Here is a 17,968-nt window from a genome sequence, read left to right on the forward strand (position 1 = left end):
CTTATTTAAGTAATTTACTATTTTTTAGCCATTAAAATTTAAATTAAAGAAAAATTAGAACGAATTTTCATCGAAGTGAAACTTCAACTGTAAAAAATTTAAAATCAAATAAGCCTATAAAATTTTACAGACTCAAAAAAAAGAAGAAAAGTGAAGATAAACTTTACTATTTGGTTCCATATACTCTGTCACCAGCATCTCCAAGACCTGGGAGAATATATGCATTTTCATTTAATTGTCTGTCAACAGTTGCACAAAATATTTTAACATCAGGATGATCGTTTTCAAGTGTTTCAATACCTTGTGGAGCAGCAACAATACATAAAAATTTGATGCTTGTTACACCATCTTGTTTAAGTCTGGAAATAGTTGCAGATGCACTTCCACCTGTTGCAAGCATAGGGTCAATTACTAAAACTTCCCTGTTTTCAATATCTTCAGGCATTTTGTAGTAATACTCTACAGGTTCAAATGTTTCTTCGTTTCTGTAAAGACCAATATGACCTATTTTTGCATTTGGAATAACATTAAGTACCCCATCAACCATGCCCATTCCAGCTCTTAAAATTGGGACAATTGCATAATTATTCTCATCTAAAATACCAGTTACCATTTCTTCGAGAGGAGTTTGAATAGTTGTTCTTTCAAGTTTTGCATCACGCATTGCTTCATAAACAAGAATAGTTGAAATTTCAGTAACTAATTCCCTGAATTCTTTGGTTCCAGTATTAATATCTCTTAGGAACGCAAGTTTATGAGTAATTAATGGATGATCTAAAACAAACTCATTCATGTTTTTCCTCCGGAATTGCAAGATTTAAGACAATACCGACAATAGCTGCAAGGGACATACCAGACATTGCGATTGATAAATCACCGTATGCAAGAGCTAATGTTGCTCCACCTAAACCTAAAACAAGCATAGTTGCAACAACTACAACATTTTTAGTATTGTTAAAGTCAACTTGGTTTTGGATTAAAATTTTAAGACCGTTTACACAAATAAATCCGTATAAGAGTACAGAAATACCTCCTAAAACAGGAGCAGGAATTGCGGTTAAGAGTGCGGTTAAGTGTCCTGAGAATGCGAAGATAATTGCAATAATAGCAGCAAGACCAATTACATAAACAGATGCTACACGGGTCATACCAACAACGGAAGTGTTTTCACCGTAAGTAGTGTTAGCAGGACCACCTAATAAAGCAGCACAAAATGTAGCAATACCGTCACCCATTAAAGTTCTGTCAAGACCAGGATCTTCAATTAAATCACGGCCAATGATTTCACTTAATACTTTGTGGTCCCCAATGTGTTCTACAATTGTTACTAAAGCGATTGGAACAATTGTAAGAATAGCAGCAAAGTTTAAGTCATAATGCATGAATGGCAAGTAGAATTTAGGTATTTCAATTACATTTGCAGCTAATGTTTGGGAAAAATCAACCATACCAAGAGCAGCTGCTACAATATAACCTGCAATAATACCTATTAAAAATGGAATTACACGTAAAATACCTTTTCCACGAACTGCTAAAAATGCAGTGGTTAAAAATGCAACTAAAGCAACAATAAGATTTTCTAATGGGATTACTGGTAAATCTAAACCAATTTCACTAATTGCAGTTGGAGCAAGGGATAATCCAATAACCATAATCATAGGACCAACAATTACTGGAGGTAACAATTTATTAATCCATGCTTTTCCAGAAACTCTAATAATACATGAAATAGCGAAATATAATAAACCAACAATCATTAATGCAGTAAATACACTGCCTTTACCAGCTAATGCATAACCTGCAACCATAGGAGCGATAAACGCAAAAGAACTTCCTAGATATACAGGACTTCTTCCACGAGTACAAAGAAGATAAATTAATGTACCAATACCTGATGTGACCAATGCTACTGGAATAGATAAAACATCTGCACCTGCAGTGGTGTTTACAACAATAGGTACTAAAATAGTAGCACCAAACATTGCACATACATGCTGAATAGCAAGTAATACCCAATTAACTGCAGGAGGTTTATCACGAACTCCAAGCAACATATTATTATTTTCTTCAACCATAAATATCACAAAAATTTCCTATATTTATCATAAATTGATTAACAATTTTAAAAAAATTTATTGAATAATCTAAAAATAATCGTTAAAATATCTAAAAAATACAAAACAATCTTTTTAAATATCTTTACAATAATTTCCGACCATTAATATATATTTAAACAAATAAATAAAATACTTTACGATTAAAAAAAGATTTATATAAAAAATAAAAAAAGTGGGAAAAATTAATTCCCATAACCCATATTTAAATATCTGCAGGTTTTCCTTTCTCAGCCCATTTAACAGTTAATTTAGTAAATGGTTGAGCGATTGCACTCCAAATCAAACTTAAAATCCAATGTGAGATAATCATTATTAAAATATCTCCAACAGTGAATACTCCGATAAATGCAAGACCAATGAATATGAAATTATCAATTAATTCACTAAAAGCAATGATTCCTAAGTTTTTAACAGAAGAATATTCTTCGCCTTTGTTTAATTTTGCAGTGATTCTTGCGTTTACAAAGTTACCTATTAAGTAACTAATGTATGAAGCAACAAGGATTCTTGGAGTTTGTGTGAATACGAATGCAAGGCTGGAATCTCCAGTAAAGAATGCTGGAGAAGGTAAGAATAATATTAAAGTTGTCATAAAGACAAATAAAATATCTACACAAAGACCTAAAATAATGGTTCTTTGAGCTACTTTTTCACCATAAACATCAGCAATCACATTTGTTAAAATATATACCAAAGGATAGATTAAAACTCCAGCAGGAGTTTCCATACCTAAAAATCCAAGGTCGATTACTTTAACAGTAATTAAGTTTGCAATTGTAAATGCCATACAGAAAAATGCAGTTATAATTACACGTTTTTCAGTAAAATCAAAATTAAAATCCATACAATTAACTTTTGATTATTACTATTATTAAATTTAACCATAAAATTGGCTGTTAAATAAAAATAGAATTGATAAAAATAATTCTAAAGAATCAATAGAAACTTTAGAACATTTACCATCAATTAATGGACGTAAATCCATTAAAATTTTAAAGAGTCGATTTATGAAATTAGACTACTATCTTCTTGCTTTTCCAACTCTACGAGCAATAACCAATTCTCCAACAGAAATTAAACCTGCAAAGAATTTTTCTAAACCACCAGTAGACCAGATAGCTTCACCGAAGGTGGAATTCATAATAACTTCTTCGTATTCCTCTGCAGTGATTTTAACACCTGTGGTTTTTTGGGAGACTAAAGCTGATGCAGCCATTAATTCTTCCCATGATACTCCTTTAAGTTGGTTTTGCATTGTTTTATAAAGATTTGAGACTTTAATATCATATAAATCACATAATAAGTCTACAATATCACATGAACGAACAATACCAATAACCTGTTTATCATCATTTACAACAGGCACTGTAACAAATTTGTTATTTGCAGTTAAGATTACTGCTTTTCTTGCAGGATCATTTTCATGAACGGTTCCAATTTCTTCATAACCACTCATAATTTCAGAAATTTTTTCATTTCCTTCTCTTAATCCTTTAGTAATGTCAAATGAGGTTACCCATCCAATTAACTGTTTGTTGTCATTTACAACAGGACAAGTAAAACGTCTAATTTCTTCCATTACTTTAGATACTTCAACAACACTATCATTTGCATTTAAATATACAAAATTTTTATCCATTAACTCTTTAGCTTTCATAAATAAACCCCTATTCTAGTACTACTCTTTTTAAAGCAACAACAGGACAATGACTTGTGCATTTAATACATCTAATACATTTATCATCGTCTAAAACAACTTGTCCTCCAACTAGTTCAATAGCTCCAGTTGGACAATTTTCTTCACATAAATAACAGTTGACACACAAATCGTGATTAACATCAATTACACGACTGTGAATGATTGGTCCTATATAACGGTCCAAATCGATTGCATAGTCATTTAGTGAAATTTCAACACATGCCCCGCATCCAATACACATCTTTTCATTGACATATGGATATAATTCATCTTCAATAAGATCAATGCCCACATCCATATCCAAATCATCAAAAAACTCCTTAAATTCAAGAGTAAATGCATTAGTAGGACATAATTTTGCACAATCATCCCAATTATTATCAATAGAATAATCAATTGAAATATTATTCATACGAATAACTCTGTGGCGAGAACTGACATTAGCTAATCTATACTCAATTACATTATCTTCATTCTCACTATCACAGATAATTGAATTATCAATTAATTTAATTGCAGAAACTGGGCAAGTTTGAACACAAATCTCACACTTAACGCAATTATCAGTTATTTTAGCTATTCTAAAAATATTAGCTGGTTCAATTGCATTAACTGGACATTCTCCAACACAAAGATTACATTTCACACATTTAGGTGAAATTGCAAGGATTTCATCATGAGCATTGAAATCATCAAGCTCAAACTGGAAATCATCACCATCATCATCTAAATCAACAGATTTTAAAAGCACTTCACGTTCCAAGTCTTCCATCTGTTTTATAAAAGATACATTCATTTTAATACCAACTAATCAATTTTTTTAATTTAATCTAATAAATTCACCTAAAAGACATCTTCCAAATCTTTAGCAGATGGGAATTTGTCCATTCCAAATCCTTCGATTGATTTACTAGCAACCCAATTTCCTATTTTACAGGATTTTTCTAAATCATACCCTTTTAAGAAAGAGTATAAAAATCCACTATTGAAACTGTCTCCTGCACCAGTAGTATCCACAACATCAGATTTATACGCTTCAACAAAGCAGTCTGTTGAATTATCCATTGCAAATACTCCTTTTGCTCCTTGTTTTACAACAACAGTTCCAATTCCTAATTCAAGAAAACCAATAGCTAAATCTTTTAAGGAATCTTTATCATTATTACATAATAATCTTAATTCGGACTCATTGATAAGTAAAATATCAGTTCTATCAAGAATTGGTTTTAACTCATCAAATCCTTTTTGAACATATAACATTCCAGGATCAAAACTTAGAATTGTATTTTCATTTAACATTTCCAATAATTCTATTTGAGTTTTAAATGAATCCCCAACAAAAGATGTATAATGCATTATTTTACATCTCATTATGTTTAAAGGGTTGATTTCATCAATTTTAATCTCATCATTAACACCAGGGTCAATGTAGAGACATCTCTCACCATTATCATCAACAAATCCTAAGCATTTTCCGGTTGATCCGGTTTCAGAATATATTAAATTGTTTGCATAAACTCCATTAATAGCTAAATTATATTCAATTAAGTCCCCGTCATCATCTTCAGCAATTTTTCCAATGAAAGATGTAGAGCAACCTAATCTTGATAATCCTACTATAGTATTTGCTGCAGAACCACCTGGAGAATCAGTTTCAGCAGTTATGAAACTTTCTTCATCTTTACCTGCGATGTTTGCAACAGAATAAAGTTTATCTACATTTAATGCTCCAAAACCGATAATTTCTGCATTAATATCATCATCTAGAATTTCCATTTTCAAAACCTTACTTTAATATATCTAATAAATTTATATTTTTATCTCCAAGTTTACCGTCAAAATTACCTGCAGATATTCCAATTACGCCATCAAATTCCAAAGCAGCATCAATACCTGCTTTAACAGCCGTATTCATTGATTTTTCATCAACTGCATTTATAACTATTTCTGGGATATAATTAACTCCTTCAGGAACTTTGGATTCATCACCTAAACGTTCTTTAAGAGAAGGACAATAAACATGATTTGTAGTTGGGCCAATTTCTGGGAAATTAGTTTCAGGTTTTGATGCAGCAGAACAAATATCAAATGGAGCTGTGGCTCCTTCAACATCCATAATTGCATCAATAACTGCTTCACCAGCTTCAATAACTGCTTCATGAGTAGAACATAAATACCAGAAGTTTCCACCCATTATTCCATCATTAATTTTAAATTTTTCTTCAATCTGGAAATCAGGAACTGCAATTGGAACATTAATCATTTTTCTGCCATATTCCTCAACAATCCATTCGTATCCGTCACCACAGTGACCTACAATGTCCATCATTTCAATGTATTCATCACTGTCATTATCAGAATAATCAAAAATACGGGTAAATGGTTTTACTAAGATGTCCTGTCTTAATCTGTAGGATAATTCGAAAGCAAATTTATCAACATCATCTCCACCTAACCAGTATTGAACAACAGCACCGAATCTTCCATCAGGAGTTTGGGATTCATCTAAAAATCCTTCAACACCACCTTCTACTCTTCCGATAACTGCACTTGGGGTTGATGTGGAGTCATAAGCTGCTCTTTTTACTATGTTTTCAGTTGGACCTGTAATTAAAGCACGTACGTATTTTCCTTCAAATGCTTCAAAGAATGTGTCTTCTACTTTTTCGTAACTCATTTTAATACACCTAACCTAATTCACCTATATCTTGACCGCGAATAGTATTTCGCATTTCTTTACTATACTTTAAAATTTCATCAAAGTTATCTTCATTGATAATTTGGATTAATGGGTACTGTTTATCATTAAAAACAGCAAAGAATCTTTCTTTTATTTCATTATCAATATTATACTTTTCAAATAATTCTTCATAATTATCCAAGTTATTATAATCATTAATGAATTCAATGACTTTTGTTTTATCATTATTTGCATAAATATTAGCAAGTACTGCAGTTGTTATTGCACTTGGAGATACAACCGCTATTTCAGCAACTTTAAGAGGATATTCATTACCATTAAATGATACACTAATACCATTGTTCTTAAAAGCGAAATCTAAAGGTTCAACATCAGTAATACTGTCTCCAATATAGAATATTTCATTTTTATTGATATTGTCCCTTTCAATGATTTTGTCAATAGCTAATTTTTTTCCTTGTCCTCCAACGACTTCAATATCTTTGATATTTTCATAAATACTCATTTTTGCAATTTGAGAAAAGAAAATATCATCAAATAACTCATAATCCTCAGGATTATCTAAAATCATTTGTTTGAATTCATTGATTTTATTAATTTCATCGTCAGTTAGTGCTAATGCATCTACATCTACTTTAGTGTAAAATGTATTTTCAAATGGTAATTCCATATAATTTGAAATAGCTTCAATATATTGACCATAACTAGTACTAACTATGTAAGTATTCATTGCTTTTTGCAAGTAAGTTAAAAGGAATTTTGAGTCCTCAACTGAATAAATATGATTTTGTGAAAAATCAACTAAATCTTTATTTTTAAGATTCTCAACAACAAAAAATGGTAAGATTAATTTTAATGTATTACCTGCTTTGTAATTTTCTTTTTTTACAATATCAACCAAGTAATCATCATATAAACTGAGAATTTTAAATAATTTCCCACCATTTTCTATGAAGTTATCTGCCAATTCAAATGCATTGTCATTTAATGTTAATGGACCTTCACAATCAGTAATAAATGATTTTTCAAACATTTTCTCACCTGAAATTAATTAATCTGATTGCATCAAGCGGACAGATTTCTTCACAGTTTCTACAGTAAATACATTTTTCACTGTCAAATTCCATCATATTATCACCTAAGGTTAATGCTTCAGTTGGACAGTTTTTAGCACAGATTGCACAAGCCTGACATTTTGCATTTGAAAGAGTGAAATCCGCTACTCTTTGACCATGCAAATAAGATCTAGCATAATACAAATCAGTTTCCTTACTGTAGAAATAATCATCATACGCTCCAATTGCATCGAATTTACATTGTTCTACACATTTACCACAATAGATACATTCATCTGAGATAGTAATAGGATTTGGTCCGTTTAGATTTATTGCACCAACAGGACATACATTGTAACAATCTCCACAAGCAATACATTTATTGGTGTAAACTTCAATATTACGGTCCATTAAATAGGAACCAAATAGCTTATTGAATACTCCGACTTCAATATTTGAATTAAGACTAATGCTTAATTCTTTTTCCATCATATCATTTACTTTACATTCAATGAAATTCTCGAAAGTCTGATCATTGAATTCTAATGCAATGGATTTACCAACTTTTCTTAAAACAGTGTTTAAACTGATTAAATCCAAGGATAATCTTTTAATATCATGATCAACAATGTCAGAAACTATATCAAATGATTTAATCTCACTATACATTTTATAAGCTTTTTTACGTGAAGAGTATTTGATTGCTCCTGAAGGACATGAGTGCATACATTCTTCACATCTTGCACAATATCCTGGATTAATGTAGGGTAATTTGTTGGTTCTTGCAACATTTAATGCCCCCATTGACGGACAGACTCTTGTACATGTCATACAACCAATACAGTTGTCCTGATTAACAACAATTGCCTTACCTCCTTTGACTGTTTTAGGAAGTAATTGACCATATTTAATTGCATCAGTCGGACATACTCTAAAACAATATCCACAACGAACACAGCTTTCTTTATCGATTTCACTGTGAGGAGGATGTTTTCCATCAGAAACTATATGAATTGAACCTTTTTTACATGCCTGTACACATGCTCCACATGCTTTACATAATTTTACATTAATATTGGGAACATTTTCCTTTATAGGTGGATCCATATGTACATCAAGAGAAATTGCATCATATGGACATGCATTACGACATAATACACAACCAAAACAGGTGCTTCTTATTTTAATAATATTTTCTTCAATATCTGTGTAAATAGCATCAATAGGACATGAATTAAGACAAGGTTTATCCTTACAGTTTGCACATTTTGTTTGATCTATTACATAATCAACATCAACACGTCTTAATGGCCTTGGTGTTTTAGTATAACTATCAATCATAAGCTCACTCCACAATATCCTCATTTAAATTAGATGCTTTAACAATAATATGAATATTTTCATCATCACATGCAAATTTAGCCATGAAATATTTAATTACTGAGAACGGACAGGTCTGATAACAGATACTGCAACGTAGACATCTGCTTTTATCCCTTACAATAGTATCTTTATCATCATCAAAGGAAATACAGCTAGTAGGACAATCTGGGATACATAATTGACATTTTTCACATTTTGATTTATCCCAATCAATTACTCTGATTTTAAGTCTGTTTACTGTATTAGACATGATTTCAAAAGAAACTTCCCTATCAGGAATAATTTTTAATGCATCATCCATGATTTCAGAAATTGAAACATCGTACTGTAAAAGACCATTATGTTCTAGAGACCTTAAATCATCTTCTTTTGAATTAATGAAGTCTTCAAGATAATTTACACATAATAAAATCAATTCTTTTTGATCTTGTAAGTTATCAACAAATACTCTTTTCATAGCTCCATTAACTGGACATACATCTAAACAGTCACTACAATAGATACATTTAAGTTGATCTACAACAATTTTACCATCTTCTTGACCTATTGCATCAACCGGACAGTTTTTCAAACATTTTTTACATTTAATACATAAATAATCGTCAACAATAAATTGTCTTTTTGACGGAATAAGATTGAATTCAGGCAATATTAAATGATTTAATCCACATTCCAATGTTTTTGGATCGGTTGGACAAACTTCAGCACAAAAACCGCAGCGAATACATGAACTAGGATTGATAATTGGATAAGTAGAACCTTCACCAGATTCATCATCCATTTCCCTTACAATTTTAATCGCATGAGGAGAAGGACAGGAAACTGTACATGCTCCACACCCTATACAGAATTCTTTATTAACTTTTGGAAAATCTCTAAACCTTTCAGGTTTTTCAGCAATTTCTGGATTTGTCTTTGCATCAGTAAATGCACTAGCCCATGCTTTTCTTGCAAAATCATAAATATACCACATTAGAGATGACATTATTTCACCTCATGAATATTTTTAAATTCTGTTTTTCCATGCTCATTGGTAATAGCTACTCTTTCAGCACAAGCAACACAAGGATCACATGATGCGTAGGTTGCAACAGCATCAGCAATTGTTGGAACATCCCTAATCATATATTTTGCACAGGAATCCATATTTGCAATACTTGGAGTTCTAATAGAAATATGTTTAATTAAATTACCATTAGTTTCAATCATGTAGGTTACTTCTCCACGAGGAGCTTCGTTTTTAGTCATTGCATATCCTGATTTTAAATCAACAGGAGTACGGATATCTCCTTTAGGCATATTTTCAATAGCTTGTCTAACTAAACTGATTGATTCTGGAATTTCATCAAATCTAGTTAATGTTCTAGCGTAGTTATCCCCTTCTTTTCTTCTGATTACTTTAAAATCAAAATAATCATCATAAGTGTAATGACCATTCCTGTAGTCTTCTTTAATACCTGAAGCTCTTCCAATAGGTCCAACTGAACGTCCTTTAATAGCTTCTTTTTTACTCATGTATCCAATTCCTTTGGATCTTAGAGCTAAAACTGGACCTTCTGCAAATAATGCTCTTGTAGTTTCAAATCCTTCTTCAATTTTTTTGAGGTTTTCAAGAATCGGTTCGAAATGGCGCTCATCTGCATCCATTCTAACTCCTCCGACAACATTCCAACCCATATTAACTCTGTTTCCAGTTAATAATTCAATTGAATCCATTGCATATTCCCTTAATTCTAAAACATGCATAAATAATGTTTCATGGTCCAATGATTTGAAAAATGTTGAGTTAGCAAGTAAATGACTTTGAATCCTGTCAAGCTCATTTGTGATTATCCTTAAAAACTGAGCTCTTGGAGGGACATCAACATTGGAAATTTTTTCAATTGTCTCTGCGAATGTCTGAGTGTGTTCATATGAACAGATACCACATACTCTTTCACAAAGATAAATTCCTTTTTGCCAATTTTGCCCTTCAATTATCTTTTCAATTCCTCTATGAACATAACCATATTCAATTTCAGCTTTAACAACCCTTTCACCTTCAGTTTGAAGTTTAAGTCTAACAGGTTCTTTTAAAGCAGGGTGAATAGGTCCTATTGGTACAATCATTTTTCTTCCCTCCCACGATCAGCAATAGCCTGTGGACCTACAGATAAAATTGCTTCTAAAATTTCACTAGGTCTAGGTGGACATCCTGGAATAGCTGCATCAACTGGAATAAAATCAGATGCTGGAGCGTGGACTTTACCACCTTCTTGAGCAAAAACATCCCCAGACTGAGGACAATTCCCAACAGCAACTACGATTTTTGGTTCTGGAGCTTTATCATAAACTCTTTTTAGATTATGAACCCATTGTTCGGTTACAGCACCAGTTAATAATAAGACATCTGCTTCACGAGGATTATTATGAACGTAAATACCATATTGCTCTAAATCATATCTTGGAGATAATAATGCGACGACTTCAACATCACACCCATTACATCCTCCACAATTTACAATACAGACATGAATTGAGCTTTTCCTCACAGCATCTTTAACAACGTCTAACATGTACTCCCTCTTTTATTTAAATAATCTAATAAACATTAATATTCAGTTTGTCTTTTCAATAGTTCGAATAATTCTAATCTACCTTCTTTTAAGGCATCCTCATAAGATTTGCCGTTTTTAACTTCGTTTACTAATTTCATTTTTAATTCTTTACCATCTTTGCGAGGTATTAATTCTAATGTGTCTATAAACCAGCATAATCTTAAATCTGCATTAAATTTTTGATATAAACATATATCATTAGCAGATTCTAAGGTACCATGTAGAGCTTCAAGTGAACTCATATCCAACAAATCAAAGAATACTTTCTCCAATTCATCAGTGCTACAGTCAAACTCCTTAGAAAGTGGAACAATAATATCTCTTTGCCAAGCATAACTTTTAATTATTCTATTTTGCATTAATTCTAATTTATCATCCATTTAAATCACAACATCCCACTTTTTAATAAGAAATATAAGACGACAGCAACAATTAAACCGCAAGCAGTTTCTTTTCTTCCATATCCTGGTCTTCCACCCATTACAAATCCTGCTACTAAAAAACCAATAGTTGCTAGGACAATATTATTGGATAGAAAACCTAAACACCAGCCTACAACTGAACCTACTGCCAACAATACATTAAATTCAGTGTTTGCAACATAAGGTTCACCATGTAATTTATAACTGTAAAGTAAACCAAGAATAGAACCTATCGCAAATACAACAATATAAATCATATAATCTAACATAATATCCCCTACATTGGTTTATAAAGCAATATAAATGAACAAATAATTGCAATTAATGTTATAACAAAACATATTTTTTCCATACTTTCTATTTTATGTGAAAAGTTACCTCTTGACAATAATAAAAAGACTGTTAAGATGATTCCAATTACTACAATAGGTAAGAGAACTACAGAGTGTAATAATGTTGCCAATATTCCTACAATAATTACACCAACACCAACTAATGTAGTTAAATATACAATCACATCTTCACTATTCATAAAATCACCCCACCAAACATCATAATTATTGTTCCGAAGAAACAAATAGCTCCAATTGTTATTTGAGTCATTACTGAATGATTTGGACTTAAAATCGGAGTTGTAGCATTAATAAATGCTGTGATGAATGTAATTAGAATCATTCCAACTAAATATCCGACTGCATTCAATGGTCCGAAGAATATTGTTAAGAATACCCATAACAATACATACCATGCAATGGATTCTGAAAATAACATGAAACCTCTTAAAAATCCAAAGTGTTCTGTTTCAAAACCTGAAACTAATGCTTTATCCTTTGTTATTGCAAATGGAGAATATGGTGATTTTGTAATAATCAACATGAAAAACATCAAAGCAGCAAGAGGAATAGTAAATACTAAAGGTCCATGAGCTGATTGATAAGCAATAATCTCACCAATATTCATTGAGCCAGTAACCAAATAAACAAATACAATTGCTGCAAATAATGGAAGTTCAGTTGCCGCAGATAATACTGCCCTTACACAGCTTAATTTACCATATGGTGAACCTGAACTTGATCCAGAGTTGTGTTCAACAATTTTATAAACTGCATATACTCCAAATAAGATTAATAAAGAATTATGAGCTACAGGACCTACAATAACCCCTACAATCCAGATTAATGCTAAAATAAATACAATACCTATGTAAAATATTTTAGAGACTGTTTTTGGAAATGCTGTTTCTTTAAAGAAAAATTTCAAAGAGTGTAACAAGTGTTGGACAATAGGTGGTCCTGGACGTTTTTGAACACGAGCCATAATTTTTCTATGTAAACCTAAAAGTAAACTTCCAGCTACAAATGCAATAATAACTTGAATTAAAATTTCTGCCATTAAATTCATAATACCACACTAATATCCAGTAAACGGTTCTTTCACCCTTTCGTCCGCATCTTCAGGTCTTGGTTTAGCCATAGTCAATAAACCTAAAGACAATAGTAATGTAGGTATACCAAAGATAGCTACAGTATAAACAATCCATGCTTCAAAGTTTATAACTAAACAAGAAAGAATAGCTATTGTTGATAACACTACTAAAATAATACATAAACTTTTTTGACTATCCATAACTACCACTACCCCAATACTAATAATAAAATTTCAACAGCTCTTACAATAATAAACAATGAACTTAAGTGAATAATAACAATAAATGGAGATCCAGCAGTCCTAAACATTTCTGCTTTACTTGCAAAGAATGGTGCTACTCCACTTTCACCTAAAATACCTATTAACATCAATATTGCACCAAATACCATCATAGGTGTTGCTGGCATTTGAGACAATGCTGCAAGAGATAATGTTCCTGCAGATGCAAGAATAATAGCTGCACCACCAAACAATGGTAAACTACACATCATAGCAATTAAACCATAGTTAAATGCAGAGTTTAAAACACTTGTTTGTTTTACAGCAGATACAATACCAATGTTTAACATACCTACCAAAGCCATGAATAATGTGAAGTTAAATAAATCTCCAGTAATCATTGCTCCTGCAGATGCTATTCCACAAATTACAGATAAGAATCTTCTTTGTTTAAATTCTTTAGCTCCAACTTTAACTTCTGTGTTGGTTAAATGATGCATTGAAGCTTCTATTTGAGTTTCAGGTTTACTTAGACCAATCATTATTGTAAAACCGATCAATACTGTAAATAAGAACAAATTAAACGGAGTTAAGTATAATACAATATCTCCAAGTGGAATTGTTCCAAGTACATTTCCTCCAAGTGTAACAAAATCCATACTCATCACCTACTCCTTATCAATGTCCTCTCTCATAAGTAGTCCAATTAAACCTATTTTTGAAGCTACTTTTAGTAATAAACCACATGCTGCTAAGAATAAACTCAATAACCAGTATTGAGGAGCTACGAAGAATAATAAGAAACCTATTATCCATATACACCATGCAATACCTGATACTCCTGCAAGACCATCCACAACAAGTACTGGAAGACCTCTTGCTTTTTTAGACAATGCATATAATACTATTCCACCACCAGCTACTGCACCTCCAGTAAAACCAGTTAAGAAAATACCATAACCGATTAATACCAATGCAATAAAGTTAGGAGCAGTTTGCATAATTTCCATATTTAAAGCAAATGGCTGTGGGAATAATGAAGAAGATTTAGACATCTTTCTTGAATTATTCTCAATCATACGCATTTCACGTGTAATTAAAATTTCAGAAATTGCCAAAGTTTCTGCAAGTTCTACTACCAAACCAGGTAAGATTAAAGATTCTGCAAGATCAGTACCAACAGCAGATACAACAAAAATCATAGCAAGACCAACAAGGTCAGTTAAGATAAGAATATGAATTTCTTCTCTTTTTAGTGCTATTGCCATTGTTGCAATAAATCCTACAATTAATCCTGCATAAATTGCTGGCAAATACATGTTTAAAAACATAGTTGGAACAAATTCAGGTAAAAGCACCATCAGTTATCCCTCCTTAATTGTTTTGCTCTAGCTTTTGAATCACTTGCTTTAACTTCATTAGCTACTTTAGTTGAGTTGTCAATAGCTTTTTTAACATCTTTTTTAATTTCTGATTTGTCATTTTTCCTATCCATTGTATAATTGATAGATAACCATGAAGCAATGATAAATGACATCATTAAAATGGAAGACTCCAATATAGTATCGAATCCCCTTGTATAATACAAGATTTCATCTATAAGCCCACCAGGAGATGAATAAATAGATGTTCCAAAGTAAGGAGATATTGAAGATATCCATTGAGCTAATGGAGACATATAACCTGTTATCATACCTAATTGAGCGGCATTTTCAGGATACTGTGGATTAATATTTCCCGGTTGAGTTAAAACTTCCCCACCCCTATCATAAGGTGCAAGAGCTAATCCTTGATCTGCTTGCTCTTGTGGAGCAGGCCTTACATAAATTTGATCCGGATTTAAAGCCATCGGAACAATTAATCCTATAATTAAAATAATTCCTAAACTGAATGCAAATAATCTAGGAATATTTTTTGGATTAGCTAGCTTATTCCATAAAACACCAATCCTCATACATCAGCCCCCATTTCTTCTAAACGAATAATAGCTCTAAATAAAATTAAACTAATAATCACAGTAGCTGCAAGTAATGTAAATAATGCTAAGACATGATTATAACATAACAATACTAAACAAACACCAATTGAAGCTATTTCAGTATTGAATGTCCTAACAACAGGGTCGTTTACACCAGGACCCCATGCTGCAGCAATACTTCCTATAATTGCAAGGAAAATTCCAAAGTAAAAGAATAATGAAACATTAATCATCAGCATCACCACTTGCAATTTTCTTTTTTCTAATCTCATTAATCTTAACAATAGATAAAATGAATATCAATGTGGATAATGGACCTACTAATGCAGCAAACATTGATACATCCAAATATTTGAATAAAACAATTACCAATACAAATCCCAAATCCATTATTGAAAACATTATGACTTTATCTAATGGTTTTTTGAGAAATATAACTCCCAATGCTCCGATAAGCATTAATGCAATTGCAATTATTGATACGAAAAACTCCACTTAAATCACTCCAAAAGAATCTCATCATCTAATCTATTTAATGTATAAGCAATTGCGTTGGCACTGATTGTAGAGCATATAAATACTGCTGCTGCAACAACAAGTGCAAATGGAGTGTTAATAACTAATACTATAATAGCAGAAACTCCAAATCCCATTACATTTAGATATAATAATCTTTCAACTCTATTTCTTGTTACAAAAGCTCTTAATGCTATGAATATGACTATAACACCAATAATCTCAACATACATATATAATCACTCTTTAGCATACCTATTGAATTTTTTTGCAATTTTACCTAAAACAGAAGATGCTCTAGGTTGGTCGATTCCCATAATTGTTAAAATTGCAATTACCATTCCCACAATAAACATTTCAGGAGTCATGCCCACAAATGAACAAACAAAAATGATGAAAGTGATGGATAAACTTCCAAAAGTTCCAGCATATCCAGGATCAGCACACAATCTGTTTCCAATAAATACAAAGAAAGCTGCTATGATACCTCCAGGAATTCCTAAAAGCAAATATCCAATTGAAGCTAATAATGTTCCTGCAGATGCATCCGGAGAACATAAAATGTTTCCCTGGAAAAATCCACCAGCGATGTCTCCCCCTCTTTTTTCAACATCCTGTCCGACAATTTTAGCACCTAAAACTCCAGGCTGCTCGGGAAGTCCGAAATATGTGTCAATTACAACAAAATTCAACCAACAAATAATTGCAGCAATTATTATTCCAATTATCTCATTCATCAATTACATCCCCTTCATCTTCACTTAGAGGCTTTGGAAATACGAAATCAAACAAGTATTTCACAAATAATGCAGATAAAATACCAATTACAATAGCTAAAACCAATCCATTATACATAAAAGTATAGTTCAATACTAAAAATATTGAAAAAATACCCATTGCAATAATTGGAGTTGGATATATTGCACTTACATCAAAAGAATACCTATATGGTTTACTTGGCAATAATGGAATTCTTAAAGCATATGCAACAACTATTGAAACAATAATAGTTACAATATAAGCTAAAGCAATATCCATTGGACTAATTGTAATATTAGTAATATTAGCTATATTGCCATAAGAAGCAAAAAATAGGGTAGTATCTATTAAATTAAACATATTATTAAGACTCCTCTTAATTAATAATATATGTAAACTAAAAATATATAAGTATTGTTACTTGAATAAGAATTGAAAATAATTGCTATTAATTGTTTAAATCAAAAATAAGCTATTTTAAAGGCAAATAACATCGAATGCAAACATGAAAAAATGAAAAAATAAGCTAAAAATATTAAGTAAAAAAAGTAAATTAGTGGAATCCACATCCACTACAGGTATCACATTTTTCTTCTTCAACTGGATCATAAGTTTTGTCCTCTTGAAGAGTAGCTGAAATGAAATACTGATCAAATTCATCTTTATTTTTTAAAACAGGAGAAATACCTTTAAAATCACATTTAATATCTCCAGTTCCACCAATATCTACTAAAATTGGTTCACCTAATTTGAATCTTCTGAAATATTCTTCAATTTCATCTTTTAATTCTCCAGGAACTCTGAAATTAAAAGATAAAATATTATTTTCCTTCATTTTTAAACCAACATATTTTTGGTCTATTTCATAATTCAAACCTAATTGTTTTTTGAAAAGTACAGTAGTACCAATTTCATCAGATGACATTCAATTAATCTCCTTTCCTAAATAAATATAAATAAAAATTATTTTTTTAAGTATTTAAATACTTTCATTAATAATAAAAAAATTTTTATCTAAATTATAATGAATTATCACTATTTCGAATAACCTTTATATAATGATAAAATCAAATCTAATATATGTTATATTATTA

The 17,968-nt window shown here is 31.3% G+C and carries 26 protein-coding genes; all 26 read right to left on the reverse strand.

Features of this window, described 5'->3' with window-relative positions:
- Positions 1 to 166 precede the first annotated feature (166 nt).
- The 26 genes from upp to PUD86_08820 all read right to left on the reverse strand — a co-directional run bounded on the left by upp (position 167) and on the right by PUD86_08820 (position 17,799).
- A complete protein-coding gene (upp, locus tag PUD86_08695) occupies positions 167 to 793 on the reverse strand; it encodes a uracil phosphoribosyltransferase (protein MDD6777355.1) in 627 nt (208 codons plus the stop codon).
- A complete protein-coding gene (locus tag PUD86_08700) occupies positions 786 to 2,075 on the reverse strand; it encodes a uracil-xanthine permease family protein (protein ID MDD6777356.1) in 1,290 nt (429 codons plus the stop codon). Before PUD86_08700 ends, upp begins: the two co-directional genes overlap by 8 nt.
- A gap of 244 nt (positions 2,076 to 2,319) precedes the next feature.
- On the reverse strand, positions 2,320 to 2,961 hold the full coding sequence (locus tag PUD86_08705) for a queuosine precursor transporter (GenBank protein ID MDD6777357.1): 642 nt from the start codon (positions 2,959 to 2,961) through the stop codon (positions 2,320 to 2,322).
- 177 nt (positions 2,962 to 3,138) lie between these two features.
- Positions 3,139 to 3,774 carry a CBS domain-containing protein gene (locus PUD86_08710; protein ID MDD6777358.1) on the reverse strand — a complete coding sequence of 212 codons (636 nt, stop codon included), beginning with the start codon at positions 3,772 to 3,774 and terminating at the stop codon, positions 3,139 to 3,141.
- Between the two features lie 10 nt (positions 3,775 to 3,784).
- Positions 3,785 to 4,612: a 4Fe-4S binding protein gene (locus tag PUD86_08715; GenBank protein ID MDD6777359.1), complete on the reverse strand. Its 828-nt coding sequence runs from the start codon at positions 4,610 to 4,612 to the stop codon at positions 3,785 to 3,787.
- Positions 4,613 to 4,659: 47 nt separating this feature from the next.
- Positions 4,660 to 5,592, reverse strand: a complete 933-nt coding sequence (locus tag PUD86_08720) for a carbohydrate kinase family protein (GenBank protein ID MDD6777360.1) — start codon at positions 5,590 to 5,592, stop codon at positions 4,660 to 4,662.
- Between the two features lie 10 nt (positions 5,593 to 5,602).
- Positions 5,603 to 6,493: a formylmethanofuran--tetrahydromethanopterin N-formyltransferase gene (locus PUD86_08725; protein ID MDD6777361.1), complete on the reverse strand. Its 891-nt coding sequence runs from the start codon at positions 6,491 to 6,493 to the stop codon at positions 5,603 to 5,605.
- 10 nt (positions 6,494 to 6,503) lie between these two features.
- Positions 6,504 to 7,550 (reverse strand): hypothetical protein, encoded by a 1,047-nt coding sequence (locus PUD86_08730; GenBank protein ID MDD6777362.1) that lies wholly within the window; start codon positions 7,548 to 7,550, stop codon positions 6,504 to 6,506.
- 4 nt (positions 7,551 to 7,554) lie between these two features.
- Positions 7,555 to 8,913: a 4Fe-4S binding protein gene (locus tag PUD86_08735; GenBank protein MDD6777363.1), complete on the reverse strand. Its 1,359-nt coding sequence runs from the start codon at positions 8,911 to 8,913 to the stop codon at positions 7,555 to 7,557.
- 4 nt (positions 8,914 to 8,917) lie between these two features.
- Positions 8,918 to 9,940, reverse strand: a complete 1,023-nt coding sequence (locus PUD86_08740) for a 4Fe-4S binding protein (GenBank protein ID MDD6777364.1) — start codon at positions 9,938 to 9,940, stop codon at positions 8,918 to 8,920.
- Positions 9,940 to 11,064: a nickel-dependent hydrogenase large subunit gene (locus PUD86_08745; GenBank protein MDD6777365.1), complete on the reverse strand. Its 1,125-nt coding sequence runs from the start codon at positions 11,062 to 11,064 to the stop codon at positions 9,940 to 9,942. Before PUD86_08745 ends, PUD86_08740 begins: the two co-directional genes overlap by 1 nt.
- Positions 11,061 to 11,510 carry an NADH-quinone oxidoreductase subunit B family protein gene (locus PUD86_08750; GenBank protein MDD6777366.1) on the reverse strand — a complete coding sequence of 150 codons (450 nt, stop codon included), beginning with the start codon at positions 11,508 to 11,510 and terminating at the stop codon, positions 11,061 to 11,063. Before PUD86_08750 ends, PUD86_08745 begins: the two co-directional genes overlap by 4 nt.
- A gap of 35 nt (positions 11,511 to 11,545) precedes the next feature.
- On the reverse strand, positions 11,546 to 11,932 hold the full coding sequence (locus tag PUD86_08755) for a DUF1959 family protein (GenBank protein MDD6777367.1): 387 nt from the start codon (positions 11,930 to 11,932) through the stop codon (positions 11,546 to 11,548).
- A 5-nt stretch (positions 11,933 to 11,937) separates the two neighbouring features.
- Positions 11,938 to 12,243 (reverse strand): DUF2104 family protein, encoded by a 306-nt coding sequence (locus tag PUD86_08760; GenBank protein MDD6777368.1) that lies wholly within the window; start codon positions 12,241 to 12,243, stop codon positions 11,938 to 11,940.
- A gap of 8 nt (positions 12,244 to 12,251) precedes the next feature.
- The gene (locus PUD86_08765; GenBank protein MDD6777369.1) at positions 12,252 to 12,506 is read right to left on the reverse strand and encodes a hypothetical protein; all 255 of its coding nucleotides are present in this window, start codon (positions 12,504 to 12,506) and stop codon (positions 12,252 to 12,254) included.
- Positions 12,503 to 13,375 (reverse strand): NADH-quinone oxidoreductase subunit H, encoded by an 873-nt coding sequence (locus PUD86_08770; protein ID MDD6777370.1) that lies wholly within the window; start codon positions 13,373 to 13,375, stop codon positions 12,503 to 12,505. The genes PUD86_08765 and PUD86_08770 overlap by 4 nt, the downstream gene beginning before the upstream one ends.
- Positions 13,376 to 13,384: 9 nt before the next feature.
- On the reverse strand, positions 13,385 to 13,600 hold the full coding sequence (locus PUD86_08775) for a DUF788 domain-containing protein (protein ID MDD6777371.1): 216 nt from the start codon (positions 13,598 to 13,600) through the stop codon (positions 13,385 to 13,387).
- Between the two features lie 8 nt (positions 13,601 to 13,608).
- Positions 13,609 to 14,280 (reverse strand): hypothetical protein, encoded by a 672-nt coding sequence (locus tag PUD86_08780; protein MDD6777372.1) that lies wholly within the window; start codon positions 14,278 to 14,280, stop codon positions 13,609 to 13,611.
- A 9-nt stretch (positions 14,281 to 14,289) separates the two neighbouring features.
- Positions 14,290 to 14,982 carry an EhaG family protein gene (locus PUD86_08785; GenBank protein MDD6777373.1) on the reverse strand — a complete coding sequence of 231 codons (693 nt, stop codon included), beginning with the start codon at positions 14,980 to 14,982 and terminating at the stop codon, positions 14,290 to 14,292.
- On the reverse strand, positions 14,982 to 15,575 hold the full coding sequence (locus PUD86_08790; protein ID MDD6777374.1) for an EhaF family protein: 594 nt from the start codon (positions 15,573 to 15,575) through the stop codon (positions 14,982 to 14,984). Before PUD86_08790 ends, PUD86_08785 begins: the two co-directional genes overlap by 1 nt.
- Positions 15,572 to 15,832: an EhaE family protein gene (locus PUD86_08795; GenBank protein MDD6777375.1), complete on the reverse strand. Its 261-nt coding sequence runs from the start codon at positions 15,830 to 15,832 to the stop codon at positions 15,572 to 15,574. Before PUD86_08795 ends, PUD86_08790 begins: the two co-directional genes overlap by 4 nt.
- On the reverse strand, positions 15,825 to 16,094 hold the full coding sequence (locus PUD86_08800; GenBank protein ID MDD6777376.1) for a DUF2108 domain-containing protein: 270 nt from the start codon (positions 16,092 to 16,094) through the stop codon (positions 15,825 to 15,827). The genes PUD86_08795 and PUD86_08800 overlap by 8 nt, the downstream gene beginning before the upstream one ends.
- 5 nt (positions 16,095 to 16,099) lie before the next feature.
- Positions 16,100 to 16,348, reverse strand: a complete 249-nt coding sequence (locus PUD86_08805) for a DUF2109 domain-containing protein (protein MDD6777377.1) — start codon at positions 16,346 to 16,348, stop codon at positions 16,100 to 16,102.
- Between the two features lie 6 nt (positions 16,349 to 16,354).
- Entirely contained in the window at positions 16,355 to 16,852 is a 498-nt protein-coding gene (locus PUD86_08810) for a hypothetical protein (GenBank protein MDD6777378.1), read from the reverse strand.
- The gene (gene ehaA, locus PUD86_08815) at positions 16,845 to 17,234 is read right to left on the reverse strand and encodes an energy-converting NiFe hydrogenase A subunit EhaA (GenBank protein ID MDD6777379.1); all 390 of its coding nucleotides are present in this window, start codon (positions 17,232 to 17,234) and stop codon (positions 16,845 to 16,847) included. The genes PUD86_08810 and ehaA overlap by 8 nt, the downstream gene beginning before the upstream one ends.
- Before the next feature lie 193 nt (positions 17,235 to 17,427).
- Positions 17,428 to 17,799 carry a hypothetical protein gene (locus PUD86_08820; GenBank protein ID MDD6777380.1) on the reverse strand — a complete coding sequence of 124 codons (372 nt, stop codon included), beginning with the start codon at positions 17,797 to 17,799 and terminating at the stop codon, positions 17,428 to 17,430.
- Positions 17,800 to 17,968 lie beyond the last annotated feature (169 nt).

Source organism: Methanobacteriaceae archaeon (assembly GCA_029219465.1).
Classification (GTDB): Archaea; Methanobacteriota; Methanobacteria; order Methanobacteriales; family Methanobacteriaceae; genus Methanocatella.